Source organism: Helcococcus ovis, from assembly GCF_004524775.2.
GTDB classification, from domain to species: domain Bacteria; phylum Bacillota; class Clostridia; order Tissierellales; family Peptoniphilaceae; genus Helcococcus; species Helcococcus ovis.
The window spans coordinates 1299534-1315372 of the sequence record NZ_CP119081.1 but is presented as its reverse complement, the minus strand read 5'-3'; the positions used below and the strand labels follow the sequence as shown (position 1 = coordinate 1315372).

Below are 15839 nucleotides of genomic sequence, written 5' to 3'. Positions count from 1 at the left end.
CTGTTTGGTATATATAATAATTATACAGTTGTATATAATAATTAAACACGTAAAGATTATATACATTTGAATTGCAGAAAATATTGAGGAGGAGAAAATATGAAAGGAAAAAATAATCAAAATAGAATATTAAGATATTCTATAAGAAAATTATCCATAGGAGTAGTATCCGTTGTAGTAGGTGCATTTACTATACTTGGCGTATCAAACATCTATGGTGCTGATTTTTCTAATGGTGCAGTAGCTTATGCTCAGGATATTTGGAATGAACCAGATCAAGCTCCCAAAGTTACATGGAAAAAATTGAAAGCTATTCAAGAAGTTAGAAAATTAAAAGAATTGTCTAGAGAAGAACAAAATAATTATATTGGTAAAATTAGAGAATTAAAATTAAAAGAATTAGACAAATTACAAGAAGAAATAAATAAAATATCTGAAGAAGCTAAAAAAGAAAACACTCAAAGAAATGAATTATCAAAAAAAGTAGAAGAAAAATTAGAAGAATTAAGAGATTACGTTGAACAAGTAAGAGATTCATATAAGATGAGTTCAAGATTTGGAGCTGAATATTTTGACGTAGTATCTAAATTAACAGAAAAGCTAAAGGATTTAGAAAGAGAAGTAGAAGCTAAACAAAGAGATATAAGAAATAGTCATGATGCTGGAGAAATAAAGAAAAAGCATGAAGAGTTAAAAAAAATAGCTGAAAAAGTAGAAAAAGCTGAATCAGAAATGCATAATATAGTTGAAGCAAATAACACAAAGTATCAAGTAAACAATAAAATTGATAAGTTGGAATATTTGAGTGAAAGAAAGAAAAATGACTATAAAGCAGTACTTACTGATGATAATGCGGAAAGCAACAAAGTAGTTTCTGAAATTGCAGAAGAAAGAAACAATAAAAATAAGGAAGCTTTTGATAAAATCAAATCCTTAAAATATTTAAGCAAAAAACAAAAAGATGATTATAAGGTTGTACTTATAGATTCAGATACTGATGACAGTTTAGATATTGCATTAGATATTGCAAAAGAAAAAAATGAATCAGAAAAGAAACGTATCAACGAAGAACTTTCAGGTCTATCAGATGCTTGGACTAAAACAGACAAAAAAGGCGAAAGAGAACAAAATAGACAAAGACTGCTAAAAGAAGCTAAAGAAAGAGAAAAAGCACATAGACAAGCAGAAAGAGAAAGACTGCTAAAAGAAGCTAAAGAAAGAGAAAAAGCACACAGACAAGCAGAAAGAGAAAGACTGCTAAAAGAAGCTAAAGAAAAAGAAAAGAGAGCTAAAATAAATAAAGATTTAGAAGGTCTATCGGATGCTTGGAAGAAAGAAGATTTGGAAGGTAGAAAATCTCAATTAGATAAAATAAGACAACAAAAACCTGGCAATACAAAGATAAAACCACATCTATTAACTGAAGAATCAGTAAAATATGTAAAAGGTTCGATGAAAGATGTAGTAATCAAGACAGATGCAGAAATTTCATCATTTGTAGAAGTTAGAGTTGGTGGAAAAGTATTAGATCCTTCAAATTACGAAGTGAAAGATGGAAGCACAATGGTTACATTGAAAAATTCCTACTTGGAAACATTGCCATTAGGAAAATATGTAGTAGAAGTGGTATCAAAAGAAACAGATAAATATTATTCTTCAATCTTAAAGACAACATTAACAGTTGTTGAAAATAAAGATTCAAATAATAAGCCGGAAGTAAAACCACAACCACAACAAAAACCATCTGAAAATAAACAAAATCCTGAAACAGGAGATTTAGGTGTAATAACAAGTGTAGTGACTGCATTAGCAGCAGGAGCAGCATTAGTTGCAACAAGAAAAAAAGATGAATAATAAATAAAAAAATTCCGATTTATAAGTCGGAATTTTTTATTTTCTTTTTGAGACTGTAATAAATTGGTTGATTATGGTGGCTCAAATGATAGTTGGGGAAAAACTATTTGTGATGCTATAAACTAGCTTTGCTCAGATTATTCAATTTCAGGACAAGCTCACTACCGTATAGAGAAAATAGGCGTTTCTTCAGAAATTTCTAATGATAGACTTGCTATAATTTTTGGATGGTTAATATCAAACCATTCTCCTGCAAGTATTTTAATGCCTCTTGTATATCTTGAGCAGTTTTTATATCATATGACTCTATTAATTGTTTTGCTAATCTACTTTTTGCTGTTTCTGGTCTTTTTCTTCCCATAAAAAAATCCTCCTGATTAAGTTTATATCACCTTAATCAGAAAGATTTTCATACACAAAATTTATTACAGTCTCCAAGAGTATTCTTCTTCAAAATCTACTATGGACGAACTTTACAATATACCAAAAATTATGGAATTTACATGGGTAAGGAGATGGAGAGATGATTTCTCTATCTCCTAAATTTCTATTTTTTCAGCTATTATCTTGACCACTTCTACCGTATCGAAGAAATCAAGTTCTTTTATATATGGATTATCTTTCAAATAGACCTCCCACAATTTTTTTAAGTAACTATCTCCCTTAATATCATTTATGATTTCATTTGCCTCTTGAATAAAAGACATACTATTTCTTTTTCCTGCCGTTGATAGAATAGCCTGTTTAAGAACCCCAAAATCAATTTCCTCTTTTCTTAAACGATATAAGCTATATAAATCATAAAAATCTCTCATTCTTGTTGTAGATATATTTCTTTTTATAACACTCTCATATTTTTCTGCAAGTATCGTTTCAATAGGATATGCAAGAACTTTAAGCCCTTCTTCCCTAAACATGCAGGGATATACATATTCGATTTCTTTTGGTGTAATTACATCTCCTGTTGTAATATCAATTTTCATAGCATTTCTTATTTTTCCAAATATGGCAGTTAGATGTACTCTGAAATTTTCATACTCATCTTCTTCACGAATATGAGTAATATCAGTAACCTCAAACTGTATTCCATCACCAACTTCTATGCCCAAAATTTCTAAAATTATATTTTTAATGACATCTTCTTTTAAGACAACTCCTTTCACAGTCGTATCCATATCCATTGTCGTCCTGTTATCTATGCCAATCATTGATGAGATTAGCAATCCACCCTTAATCACAAAATTAAATTTATATTTGGAATGAGATAATCTTTCTAAAAATCTTTCAAAGAAAAACATCTGCAAAACTTCCTGTGAACTTAATCTTTTACTTTTTGAGATGTTTTTTACTTTGCCTTTCAAGCTCTCTGGACTAATCATTTTATAATACCTCCATATATTTTCTTATTTCATCTTCAACTCCTAATATCCGGCTATATTTAATAAGATTTCTCATATTTTTTTCCTTACTGTTAAAGTATCCGGTGATCGCATCTACAAATATTTGTTTGTCCATGACATTTCTTTTGGAAACAATATCACAAATGCTTCTTTCCATATCATAGCATTTTACTTCATTTCCAAATGCTGTCTTTACGGTTATAATACCAATATCAAAGTTTTCTTTTTTTATATAATGTACCTTAATATTATTCATTCGTTTTTTTATATGACCGACATTATAGCCTTGAGGTACACTAATATGAAAAGAATTTGGAATTCTATCACTAAGTCCTAACAAAAACAAGGCAGTGTGAAACGAAAATATAACTTTTTCATTATTATATGATATTAGTACAAGTTCATCGTCTATATCATCTTTTTTCTTGTATACTCCATTTTTTACTCGCTCAAGTTTCCCTTTATGAACAAGTTCAGCAAGCTTATATCTCTTAATGCCGAGCTTTTCAGCTTCTTTATTTGTAATGAATCCTTTTTCTTTTAAATATTCATCCAAAATATTCATCATACATCACCTCCTACATTTACGCTTTTATTATACAATATTAAAGAGTATTTGTAAATAAAGGCTGCAAAAAAAGTCGGTGCAGTCCTAAGACCACACCGACCATCATTTAGCGGTAAATAGCCCATTTCGTCAATTATTAATAATCTATATCCTGTGTAATGTTTTATTCGTTGTTCTAACTTATTTTCTAATTTACCTTTAGTTTGTGGCCTTCTAGCCATACATGGTTTTAAGCTTATATTAAAATCATTTAAGAATTGATTAAATTTATTATTAATTTTTCCATCAGAATCCTTAGTTCTTGGTTCATCCATAATTGTTTTCATATTATCTGATAAAATTGTTTTTGGAACCCCTTGTATTAATTCAAAAGATCTTGTTAAAAAGGGCTTTAATTGCAAGGTTATGTTAGAAAAAGGGGAATCTGTTCCAGCATCATGGCGGAAGTTGGAGGCTTGTTTAGGTTGATAAAAAACATTTATTACAAACATATGTTCTTTTATGGTATAATATCTTTGACAGCTCCAATAAATAATAAGGAGAAAAACATGGAAAAAGACAAAATTATTTTATATCAAGAAGATGATAGGAATGTTTCTGTTGATGTAGTTTATAGTGATGAGACATTTTGGCTAACTCAAAAGTAGATGGTGTAATTGTTTGAAGTTGATGTTACCATGATTAATGAGCATTTAAGAAATATTTATAAAATAGAGGAATTAAGAGAAATGTTTCAGGATATTTTTAATAAAACTCAGAAGATAAATTCTGATTTTGATGAGTTTACTAAAAAAATAAATAAAAATATAATTAAAAGCTTAAATAAATAAATAAAGACTATAATACCCCCCCCGAATTAAGGTGACCTCCTTCAAGTTGGTTTTAGGGCCAACTTGAAGGAGGTCACCTTAATTCGGGGGGGGATATTTTTTATTTAATTTTAGGTTTTTTAAATTCAAAATCTTCATTTTTTATTGATTCGGTAACCATTTTTTGATATCCATTGCCCTTCATTGAGAAATTGTCCATAGTTTTTGTTTCAGTATTTAGACCATTTAATATAACCGGATTTACCTCTTCATATTCAAAATATGGGTCAAAACCTATATTCATCAGTGCTTTATTTGCATTGTATCTAACAAATACCTTAACGTCATGAGATAAACCCACTTCGTCATATATACTTTCGATTAGCGTTAATTGATGACCATATAGTTTACTCATTAAATCCATTGCCCAAGAGTGTAATTTTTTTTGTAATTTTTCGTCAAATTCTCTATAAAGTTCTATTGCTATTTTCCCGATATAAACTCCATGTATGGATTCATCTCTTAAAATTAGGTTTATAATTTCTCCGGCTTGCATTAGTTTGCCTTGTCCGTAGAAGTATAGTGGATAGTAGAAGCCAGAATAGAACAAGTATGTTTCTAAAAATGTTGATGCAACGCAGGCTTTATATTGAGCAATCTTAAACTTTAACGGGTCTACTTTTTTAAATCCGTAATTTTTTTCATAAGTTAATTTGTCAAGATCTTTATATTGTCCTACGATTAAATTTAGAAATGCTTGTAATTCTTTGTTATTTTCACCCCATTTGAATAACTCGTCTATTTCACTACCGTTTAGATATGTCATAAAAATATTGGAATATGACTTTGCATGCACAGCATTTTCCATAGCTGCCATGAAGTTTATTATCGCTTTTCTTTGATGTTGGTCATCATCTAAAGAACGTGAAACTACAGGCATCCCTATATCACCTTGGTAAGTGTCTAAAAACGTCAAAACCTGTAAATTTCTAACATAAGCTTTTTTTACATGTTCCGGAAGAGTATTCCATACATTTAAGTCGGACTGTAGAGAAATATCTTCAGGTCTCCAAAATTGTGATAAATTTTGTTGATAAAATAATTGTGTAAATTCGTCGTCGTTGTTATTCCAGTTTGCACCTGTGTAAATATGTGTCATAATTATCTCCTTAAATTGAACAAGCTTCGCATTCAGTTACTTTAAGCTTTTGAGTTCTTGTGTAATAAAGTGTCTTAATTCCTTGATAATGAGCATATAGGTAAAATCTTTGTAAATCTCTTGTTGTCAAATCACTTGTTATGCACAATTCAAACGATATTCCCTGATCTACATGCTTTTGAGCTGTTGCAATCACATCTATTATCTTGTATTTATTCATTTCATAAGCCGTTGTATAGTAGTGTAATGACTTATCCAATGCAGGAGCCGGGAAGTAGGATTTAGAATTTCCGTAAGTTCTTTCTTCAATTAACTGCTTTATCGGTGTAATAGAAGGAGTTGCACTCATTACATATCCGGAGCTTCCGTTTGGAGCTACTGCAAGTCTGTTAGAATTGTATAGTCCATATTTCATTACATCTTCTTTTAGATTTTTCCAATCTTCATCAGTAGGAATGTAAATGCCTTCAAATAATTCTTTTACTTTTTCTGTATTTGGTAAAATTTCACCTCTGTTTTCAAAGTATTTTCCTGAAGCATAGTCGCTTTCTTCAAATTTATCAAATTTTAACCCGGTTTCTTTTGCCTTATTCATAGAATGAACTAACGACCAGTAATTTACAATATTAAAGAATACATCTATTAGCTCTAAGTCCTCTTTTGAGCCAAAGTATATTTTCTTTTCAGCTATATATCCATGATGCCCCATGATACCGAATCCAACAGACCTCATTAAATTATTTCCTTTTGCAATACTTGGAATATATGATAAATTAGTTTTTTCACTTACTGAATTCATAATATCCATAGCAGCAAATACTGTTTCTTTTATTGATTTATTGTTCATCATATTTGCCATATGCCCACTTGCTAAATTACATGAGATATCTTGACCGATTTCGTCTAAATCTCTCTTATCATAGTCGGCATATGTTGAAACTACTGATGGCTGTAATATTTCTGTACATAAATTAGAGAATTTTACATCTCTATTTAGTGGATTTGAATTATTTACATTATCAACATACATTATATATGGATATCCTGATTCGCCTTGCACTTGAGCAATCATTTCAAGTAATTTTCTTGGGTTTGCTTTTTTCTTTCTGATTCTTGGATTTTCTACCATTTCATCATAATATTTATCAATGTGAATTGCTAAGTCTCCAAACGGTATTTTATATTCATCATAAACAGTTTTTGGATAAAATAGATACATATCCTTATCTTCTTTAGCAAGTTCCAAAAATTTATCAGGTATCACAACTCCCAGTGAAAGAGTTTTAAGCCTTATATCATCATCAGCATTAAGTTTTTTTGTATAGATAAAATCTTCAATATCCGCATGAAATATATTTAAATATGCGGCACCGGCACCTTGTCTTTGTCCCATTTGGTCAGCATATCTAAAAGCATTATCAAGCAATTTTGCTACTCCTACTACACCCTTTGCAGCATTTGGGTGACCTTTTATAGTTTCACCCTTTGCTCTTAGATTTGATAGATGCAGAGAAACTCCTCCACCAATTTTTGAAAGCTGCATTGCAAATTCAGAACCTCTTGCTATATCGTTTAGAGAATCATTTATTTCCAATAAAAAACAAGAAACAAATTCGCCTCTATGCTTTTTAGCTGTGTTTAACAATGTAGGTGTTGCAGGGGTAAAATCTTGTGCGATTAATCTTTTAATCAATTCCATTGCCTTTTCAATATTTCCATCTGCATGATAAAGTGCTATAAATGAAAGTCTATCTTCATATCTTTCTAAAATCTCTGCGTGATCTTTTGATTTTAATGCGTAGTCATTATAGAATTTAAATGCCCCCATATACGTTGGAAATCTAAATTTTTTAGCATAGGCATATTCAAAAACTTGCTTAATTTCTTCCATTGAATATTTTTCTAAAAATTCTTTTTCAATATATTCATTTTCTGTAAGATATTCAATTTTTTCTTCCAAAGAGTGAAAAAACCTTGTTTTTTTGTTTACCTCATTTAAAAAATAAGAACGTGCCGCTTCCTTATCTTTACTTAAATCTTTTATATTTCCTTCACCATCAATTACTTGATTATTAAGTAATATCCATGGTGAAATATTTGTATTTTCGTTAATCATTATGCTCCCTTTCATATTGTTCAATAAATTTTTTTACAATTTCAACTTCGTGAGGATAACCTGTACCTTCAAATTTTAATATACATTTAATATTGTATTGCTTTTCGATTAAATCTCCGGATATACCAAAATGTTTTCCCCAATTTCTATTACCTGAAACTGCAACACCTATGCACTGATCGTGATATTTATCTAAAAGAAGTTGTGTATTCATCGGAATTTCACCAAAATTTTGACATCTTGTAATTAGTAAAAACTTATCTCCTTCTTTTATATTTTTTCTATCCTTGACTTTCATGTATGTGTATCCTGTTTTAATTGCGAATTTTATTGAATTGCCGGTGATTGAATCTACTATTATATACATATATCCTCCAAATATTTATTTCTGATTATATACTATATAAAGTTATATTTCAAGATTTAAATACAATATATAGTACTATTTTTATATTTAAACACGATATATAGTTTATATAGCAGGATAATTTAATATGCTTAAATGGTGAAAATATGGTATAATTCAATATAAAAGAAGGAGGGTTAAGGATTACCTTAATATAAAATTATGAAAAAAGTTTATAAAATATTATTAATTTATACATTTATCATGGCACTTGGTATTTTCGTATCAAAACATATTTATCATGTAGAATATAGTAATCCAAACTTTATCAAGATGATATTGCCATTTTTATCTGTTTTGACTATATTTTCTTTAATAATTTATAATAAATATAGAGTAGATATTGATACCGACAAGTCAAATTGTATTATTGTTAATGGTCTATTTGCTGCGTTGCTATCTATAGGTATTTTTACAATTTATAAAAAATTTAGTTTTTCAACTTCATTTTTTGTACCTTTGATTGGAGCTATACTTGTAGGCATAAGTGAAGAACTTATATATAGGGGAGTTCTGTTTACTAATTTACATAAAGAAAAAGGGTTTACAAAAGCCTTGATAATATCAGCATCAGCTTTTTCATTATTGCATGCAGTTAATATATTGGGAGGACTTGCATTTAATCAAGTTTTATCACAATTAATTTCCACTTTTGTTGCAGGATTATTTTTTGCAACAGTTTATAAATACACTAAAAATATATTATTGATTGTAATTTATCATGCGACTTGGGATTATGTGCTTTTAAGTGGTATAAGTAAACAGCATCTAATTGTGCAAATATTATTTTTAATATTTGTTTTAGTGGAAATTATAATTACATTTGTTTTATTTAAGCGAATAAAAAAATAGCGTGTATAAATGTTTAATTTATTTTTATTATTACAAATTATAATGTGATTTAAATAGTTAAAAATAAAAATTTAATTAGAGAAGGAGTGTAGAATTTAATATAATTCTGATAAATTATAATGATTAAACCGAAAAAATTAAAAAGAGGCGATAAAATTGCTATTGTAAGTCTATCATTAGGAATTTTAGGTGAAGAGTTTACAAAGCATCAAAGAGATTTGGCTAAAAAAAGATTGGAAGAGCAATATGGTTTGGAAGTTGTTTATATGCCAAATTCTAAAAAGGGAATAAAATATTTGGATGAAAATCCACAAGCTAGAGCTGAAGACTTAAAGGCTGCATTTAAGGATGACTCCATTAAAGCCATTATGACTGCTATAGGTGGACTTGACACATATAGGACATATGAGTTTTTATTAGAAGATGAAGAATTTATTAGATTAGTAAAGGAAAAACCCAAACTATTTACAGGTTTCTCCGATACGACTATGAATCATTTAATGTTTCAAAAATTAGGCTTAAATACATTTTATGGGCCTGCATACTTAGTAGACATTGCAGAGTTGGAAGATGATATTTTACCTTATACAAGAAAATATTTTGATTTATATTTTGAAGAAAATGACGGATTCGAAATAGAAAGTGCTGACATTTGGTATCTGGATCGAGATAGCTACGGACCGGATCAATTAGAAGTTGAAAGACCAAGAAGACAAGAAACACATGGATTTGAAGTCTTAAATAACTCTAAAGGTAAAGTAACCGGCAAATTATATGGTGGTTGTTTAGACACAATTGGAGATGCTCTGTTAGACTTTATAGGAAGAGGAGTTTCACAAGTAGTTGAAAAATATGCAGTTTTACCTACGCTTGAAGAATGGAAAGAAAAAGTTCTGTTTATAGAAACAAGTGGTGAAAAAATGCATCCGGAAAAATTAGAAAACATTCTTAATGAATTTAAAAACAGAGGGATTTTACAAGCACTTAAAGCTGTTATAGTTGGAAAACCCGTTGATGAAACATATTATGAGGAGTACAAGGAAATATATAATAAGGTATTTTCAAATCTAGATACACCAGTCTTATACAATGTAAACTTCGGACATTCATATCCTAGATGTATAATTCCTTTAGGCTGTGAAATAGAGATTGATTTTGACAATAAAAAATTAAAAGTCATAGAATCCATTTTTCAAAAATAATCATATATTAATGTATTTTTAGTTAATAATGAATTTAACTTAAATCAATACACATATGTGAAAGCCATTCTAAATAAATATTAGTTATGAATATATTTAAACTTTTTGGGTATAAGATGAATATAAAAAAACAGAAAAGAGGTGCATTTATGATTAAGATAGTATTTGAAAAAGATAAGAACAGATCAGCAGCATATGATGCAGATAAACTGGTGGGTGTCTGCACATATAATCAATTAAATGGCCAATGGATTGCAAATCACACAGCAGTCGAAAAAGAATATGGGGGAAGAGGGATCGGTTCAAAATTAGTCGAATGCCTTGTTGAAAATGCAAGAAAAGAAGGAGTGAAGATACATCCTATATGTTCTTTTGTGAAAACAGAATTTGATAAAAAAGAAGAGTATAGAGATTTATTAGCATAAAAGACAAATCCTTAGATTTTATTCGAACTATCAGAAGTTGGATAAATCTAAGGATTTTTTAATATAAACAGTAGTTAAAGACTGGCGGTGAGAATAGTATAGTTGGGGAAAATAGGATGGTTTGGCGGAATAGTGTGTTTGGTGGGGTATATGCATCATTTGGAAGTGGATAAATTACTGCATATGGTAATGGGGCAGATTGTTAATGGGAATATAGCGAATTTGTCCGTAAAACTAGGATTAAGTTCGTCGACAATGCTTCAAAAAGCAGACGGAATTGCCGAAAACGGCAATTCCATTATTTTTCAATATTACAGGTAATGCCTGTCCCGCAATTTCATGTATCTCATATATTTTTGCAATTTACAGGTAATGTGAGCTCGGCAGCCCTCGGCAATTCATGTACTGCAATTATTTTTTAATATTACAGGTAATGCCTGTCCTACAAATTCATGTATATCAAATATTTTTGCAATTTACAGGTAATGTGAGCTCGGCAGCCCTCGGCAATTCATGTACTGCAATTATTTTTTAATATTACAGGTAATGCCTGTCCTACAAATTCATGTATATCAAATATTTTTGCAATTTACAGGTAATGTGAGCTCGGCAGCCCTCGGCAATTCATGTACTGCAATTATTTTTTAATATTACAGGTAATGCCATCCTCACAATTTCATGTATCTCATATATTTTTGCAATTTACAGGTAATCTGAGATCCGCAACACTCGGAAATTCATGTACTGCTATTATTTTTTAATATTACAGGTAATGCCATCCTCACAATTTCATGTATCTCATATATTTTTGCAATTTACAGGTAATCTGAGATCCGCAACACTTGGAAATTCATGTACTGCAAATATTTTTTAATATTACAGGTAATGCCACCCGCACAATTTCATGTATCTCATATATTTTTACAATTTACAGGTAATGTGAGCTCAGCAGCCCTGAGCAATTCATGTACTGCAATTATTTTTTAATATTACAGGTAATGCTTGCCCCGCAATTTCATGTATCTCATATATTTTTGCAATTTACAGGTAAAAAAAGAAGGGCAGCTCCTGCAAATATAGATCTTAAAGCGTATCTTGCAATACTTTTTTCAATTAAATCAATTTTTTTATTGCAGTTATAGGTAATTTTTTCTATAAATAATGACTCTTTCATTTAATCTCTTATACTATATAATTGTTAAAACATAATTTTTTTTAATAATAGATAAAATCTACATTTTATATTATGTGCATTAAAAAGGGACTAAAAACTATATTTTTAATCCCTCAATATGTTTTATAATCTAATAATTTTTACTCTACCCATACACCGTCAGCATTTACATACCATCCATCAATCCATTTAGAGGTGGCCATTTCGCCGTTATCTAAAAGGTAGTACCATTTAGAGTTGGTATGTTTAATCCATTTAGAGGTGGCCATTTCGCCATTATCTAAAAGGTAGTACCATTTTGAGTCAGTATGTTTAATCCATTTAGAGGTGGCCATTTCGCCATTATCTAAAAGGTAGTACCATTTAGAGTCGGTATGTTTAATCCATTTAGAGGTAGCCATTTCGCCATTATCTAAAAGGTAGTACCATTTAGAGTCGGCATGTTTAATCCATTTAGAGGTGGCCATTTCGCCGTTATCTAAAAGGTAGTACCAAGCTGAATATTCTTTATCATAAACCCATTCAGATTTAGCTAATTTATTAAGATTATTTCTATAAAACCATTTGTTATTAATCTTATTCCAACCTTTATTAATATTTTTTATATCTTTTTTATCATTATTTTTTAATTTGATTTTATTATCTTTTGCGGGCTGTTTTAGTGTTTGAGGTTGTTTTTTTAATCTTTCTTCTTCTTCAAATTTTTCTTGTAATTTTCTTAATTCTTCTTGTTGACGTTTTTTATTTTGCTCTTTCTCTAATTCCCATTCCGCCCATGCTTTTCTATCTTTTTCTTCTTGTATTTTTCTTCTTTCTTCTTCTTTTTCTTTTTCGATTCTTCTTTTTTCTAATCTCTCTTTAACTTTATTTTCAGGGTCTCTTTCCATAGCGGTCAAATCTTTTTGTGCATAATCATAAATTGCGTCTGTATTAACGGCTACTAAATCTTTAATTTTTTGTTTTTGAGCCCATTCTTCATATTTTTTATAAATAATAACTTGTGAGTTAGCTAAAAGATAGGTATGTGCTAATGATTCTTTTGGCGAATAATCTTTATCAACTTCTTGATATTTATCCTCGCTACGATAAAACATATATTCAGAATAACCTGATATATCTATATCCCTTTTACTGCTTGTTAAATCTACAGTATGCCATTTTCCATCATAGAAAGCTCTTGTTACAATATGAAGTCCTCCACTCTCAACTTTTGCAGTTGCTACATATGCCGGAATCCCCATAAGATTAAATGCTCTTGAAGCTGTTGTTCCAAAAGCCATACACATAGCAGATTTTTTTCTTGTTACTGCAAATAAATCAGATGCGGAATTATATTTTGATGAGTATTGATCGCTGTATAAAGTACTAAAATCGTAATTGATTTTTCCCATCTCTATTGCAAATTTTTTGATTTTTTCACGATCCTCGTCATCTTTTGTTATTTTTGCAGATTCGATCATTTTTTTTATATCTTCATCATTTTTTTTGAAATTATCAAAAGTTAGATTATGATTAAATCCTTCCTCTATTATAGATCCAAATCCATTATATACGGTTAACTTATTTTCGATTTTTAAATCTTTAGTGTATATTTTGATATCATTTAAATTAGTTTCTTTTATTTCTTTTCCCATCCAAATCCCGTGAGCATCTAATAGAGTGAAAAAGAATTTATCATCTTCTATTTTTTCTAAAGAGTGTATTTTACCGTTTTTATATGAAAAGTTGTTTAAATCATTTTTTCTTTCTTTCAACTTATTTTCATATTCAGATTTTGTAGTAACTACAATATCATTTTCATTCATTATAACAATTCTTTTATTTTCTGTGATAAATTTTCCATTTATCTTTACAAATACATATTTTTCATTACTTGTATTTTCATTATCTCCCTTAAATAGGTCTTGAGCGTTGTTGATTTCATTTATATTTACAGCACTACTTTTGTGTAAAGTGTCGCTTCCTAATTTATGGATAAATACCTCATTTATATTTTGATTTTTTGCTTCTTCTTTTACATTTTTTAAAAAATCGTCAAATTTATCTTTGATAACTTCAACAAAATATTTATTGTTTATAGTTTGGTTTGCATATACCTTTTTAAATCCTGTACCGATTATCGGATTTGATGATAGTATAATGCTTGCAGCAAGTAAAAAAATTATTTTTGATTTTTTCATAAATTATTAACTCCTTATTAATGTAATTAATTTACAGCGTTATTATAACATTTTTTATTAATTTATCAAATAAAAAAACATATGGACATAAACATCAATATTGCTCCGCCGAGTACAAATAGATGCCAAATTACATGAGAAAATAGCATATCTTTTTTCTTGTAAAAGTAGACTCCGAAAGTATAGGTTAGTCCTCCTAATGCAAGCAAAATTATACCCATTATGTCAATAGATTTAAGTAAGTCATTAATCATCAATAAACTTATCCAGCCCATAGCGATATATAAAATTAATCCTAATTTTTTTGATTTATCAAACATGACTGCTTTTATGCTGATTCCAATTATGGCTATAGCCCATATTATTATGAAATACAGTAATCCGTTTTTGTTATATAAACTAATTAATAAATAAGGTGTATAAGTACCTGCTATAAGTAAAAATATTGATGAGTGGTCAATTATTCTAAATACTTTTTTTGCTTTTGTGAAACTTAAGCTGTGATATAAAGTCGAAGCTAAAAAAAGTAGTATGAATGAAGAGGCATATATACTATAAGCGATATAATCAATAGATGTTTTTGATTTTATTAATAGTAAAAATAAAATAACTACACCTATGAAAACACCAATACCATGAGTGATTGCGTTAAATATTTCTGTTAAAATATTTATTTTTTTATTGTAATGGTATAGTTTAATCCTGCATAATTCTGAATTATTTGAAACATCGGATTTTTCTATTTTTTTTATAATATTTAAATATTCTTCTTTGGTAAATTTAGTTTGTTCTTTGATTTGCTTAATTTTAAGTTTGTTTTTTTCTAAATCTTCTCTTGTTTTATTGTATTGTTCTAAAAGCTCGTCTTCATTACTTCTCATATATGATTTATTTTATCTTTATTGGAGATAAAACTATCCTCTTATTTCTTCTAATTTTGTTTCAATTGTTTCTAAAATATATTTTCTATCTTCAGGATTTTCGATGCTCAATTCATCAATTGAAAATACAAGTGTAGGACTCTTGTCATATTTGCTAAACCACTTATCATATCTGCTGTGCAGAAGCTTAAAATATTCTACCTGTTTATCTTCTTGTTCGTAATCTCTACCTCTTTTTTTGATATGTTGCATATGTTTATCAAATGAACCTCTTAAGTATATTAGAAGATCCGGAGATTTTTTTGGCATGCCGTCAATTTCTTCCATCATGTTTTCAAGTAGTGAATTGTAAATATTCATCTCTTCCTCTGTAATATTTCCTTGCTCGTAGTTAATTTGTGTAAACAGAGAATCTTCATAAATTGATCTGTCAAGCACATTATTTTTGTGTAATAATGCTTCTTTAATACTCTTAAATCTTGTGTTTAAGAAATGAACTTGAAGAGCAAAACCCCATCTTTCTTTATCATGGTAAAATTTTTGTAAAATTGGATTATCAGAAACACTTTCATAAAATGCCTCACTACCAAAATGCTCAGAAATATATCTGGTATATGTTGTTTTTCCGGCTCCAATCATTCCAGCTAAAACTATCACGTATTTGTCTCCTCCCATAATAACCTCTTTAATCTTTATTAATGTTAAGATTATATATCTAATATTAATTAATTTCAACTATAAGTTGGTAAATAAAATTGTAATATACTATATATTGTATAATGAAACTTTATTCTACAAATTATTACATTATGT

Annotated in this window: 16 protein-coding genes; 5 read left to right on the top strand and 11 right to left on the bottom strand. The window is 29.0% G+C overall.

Annotation, left to right across the window (positions count from 1 at the left end; all coding sequences use genetic code 11):
• Positions 1–99: 99 nt before the first annotated feature.
• Entirely contained in the window at positions 100–1854 is a 1755-nt protein-coding gene (locus EQF90_RS06070; RefSeq protein ID WP_134711828.1) for a YSIRK-type signal peptide-containing protein, read from the top strand.
• Between the two features lie 214 nt (positions 1855–2068).
• On the opposite strand, the gene EQF90_RS06065 is transcribed toward EQF90_RS06070, so the two are convergent.
• From EQF90_RS06065 to EQF90_RS06050, 4 genes are all read right to left on the bottom strand, one after another.
• Positions 2069–2215 carry a hypothetical protein gene (locus EQF90_RS06065; RefSeq protein WP_167554155.1) on the bottom strand — a complete coding sequence of 49 codons (147 nt, stop codon included), beginning with the start codon at positions 2213–2215 and terminating at the stop codon, positions 2069–2071.
• A gap of 178 nt (positions 2216–2393) precedes the next feature.
• Complete coding sequence (locus EQF90_RS06060) at positions 2394–3233, bottom strand: nucleotidyl transferase AbiEii/AbiGii toxin family protein (protein ID WP_134711827.1); 840 nt, start codon at positions 3231–3233, stop codon at positions 2394–2396.
• A 1-nt stretch (position 3234) separates the two neighbouring features.
• Entirely contained in the window at positions 3235–3819 is a 585-nt protein-coding gene (locus EQF90_RS06055; RefSeq protein ID WP_134711858.1) for a type IV toxin-antitoxin system AbiEi family antitoxin domain-containing protein, read from the bottom strand.
• Positions 3819–4313 carry a DDE-type integrase/transposase/recombinase gene (locus EQF90_RS06050; RefSeq protein ID WP_134711826.1) on the bottom strand — a complete coding sequence of 165 codons (495 nt, stop codon included), beginning with the start codon at positions 4311–4313 and terminating at the stop codon, positions 3819–3821. The genes EQF90_RS06055 and EQF90_RS06050 overlap by 1 nt, the downstream gene beginning before the upstream one ends.
• 165 nt (positions 4314–4478) lie before the next feature.
• Here EQF90_RS06050 and EQF90_RS06045 point away from each other — a divergent pair, with 165 nt between their 5' ends.
• Positions 4479–4652 carry a hypothetical protein gene (locus EQF90_RS06045; RefSeq protein ID WP_167554154.1) on the top strand — a complete coding sequence of 58 codons (174 nt, stop codon included), beginning with the start codon at positions 4479–4481 and terminating at the stop codon, positions 4650–4652.
• 100 nt (positions 4653–4752) lie between these two features.
• On the opposite strand, the gene nrdF is transcribed toward EQF90_RS06045, so the two are convergent.
• From nrdF to nrdI, 3 genes are read right to left on the bottom strand one after another with little or no spacing between them, the layout of a single operon-like run.
• Positions 4753–5790, bottom strand: a complete 1038-nt coding sequence (nrdF, locus tag EQF90_RS06040) for a class 1b ribonucleoside-diphosphate reductase subunit beta (RefSeq protein ID WP_134711825.1) — start codon at positions 5788–5790, stop codon at positions 4753–4755.
• Positions 5791–5800: 10 nt separating this feature from the next.
• Positions 5801–7906, bottom strand: a complete 2106-nt coding sequence (gene nrdE / locus EQF90_RS06035; protein WP_134711824.1) for a class 1b ribonucleoside-diphosphate reductase subunit alpha — start codon at positions 7904–7906, stop codon at positions 5801–5803.
• Positions 7899–8273 carry a class Ib ribonucleoside-diphosphate reductase assembly flavoprotein NrdI gene (nrdI, locus tag EQF90_RS06030; protein ID WP_134711823.1) on the bottom strand — a complete coding sequence of 125 codons (375 nt, stop codon included), beginning with the start codon at positions 8271–8273 and terminating at the stop codon, positions 7899–7901. The genes nrdE and nrdI overlap by 8 nt, the downstream gene beginning before the upstream one ends.
• A 201-nt stretch (positions 8274–8474) precedes the next feature.
• On the opposite strand from nrdI, the gene EQF90_RS06025 reads away from it, so the two are divergent.
• The 3 genes from EQF90_RS06025 to EQF90_RS06015 all read left to right on the top strand — a co-directional run bounded on the left by EQF90_RS06025 (position 8475) and on the right by EQF90_RS06015 (position 10791).
• The gene (locus tag EQF90_RS06025) at positions 8475–9164 is read left to right on the top strand and encodes a CPBP family intramembrane glutamic endopeptidase (protein WP_134711822.1); all 690 of its coding nucleotides are present in this window, start codon (positions 8475–8477) and stop codon (positions 9162–9164) included.
• Between the two features lie 119 nt (positions 9165–9283).
• The gene (locus EQF90_RS06020) at positions 9284–10366 is read left to right on the top strand and encodes a S66 family peptidase (RefSeq protein ID WP_134711821.1); all 1083 of its coding nucleotides are present in this window, start codon (positions 9284–9286) and stop codon (positions 10364–10366) included.
• A gap of 149 nt (positions 10367–10515) precedes the next feature.
• Complete coding sequence (locus tag EQF90_RS06015) at positions 10516–10791, top strand: GNAT family N-acetyltransferase (protein ID WP_134711820.1); 276 nt, start codon at positions 10516–10518, stop codon at positions 10789–10791.
• Positions 10792–11815: 1024 nt separating this feature from the next.
• Here the strand turns inward: EQF90_RS06015 and EQF90_RS06010 are convergent.
• From EQF90_RS06010 to EQF90_RS05995, 4 genes are all read right to left on the bottom strand, one after another.
• Positions 11816–11965, bottom strand: coding sequence for a hypothetical protein (locus tag EQF90_RS06010; protein WP_209021436.1), 150 nt, complete (start codon positions 11963–11965; stop codon positions 11816–11818).
• A gap of 140 nt (positions 11966–12105) precedes the next feature.
• Positions 12106–14145, bottom strand: coding sequence for a hypothetical protein (locus tag EQF90_RS06005; RefSeq protein ID WP_134712054.1), 2040 nt, complete (start codon positions 14143–14145; stop codon positions 12106–12108).
• Positions 14146–14210: 65 nt separating this feature from the next.
• Positions 14211–15026, bottom strand: a complete 816-nt coding sequence (trhA, locus tag EQF90_RS06000) for a PAQR family membrane homeostasis protein TrhA (protein WP_209021435.1) — start codon at positions 15024–15026, stop codon at positions 14211–14213.
• A 33-nt stretch (positions 15027–15059) separates the two neighbouring features.
• Positions 15060–15701, bottom strand: a complete 642-nt coding sequence (locus tag EQF90_RS05995) for a deoxynucleoside kinase (RefSeq protein ID WP_134712053.1) — start codon at positions 15699–15701, stop codon at positions 15060–15062.
• Between the last annotated feature and the right edge of the window lie 138 nt (positions 15702–15839).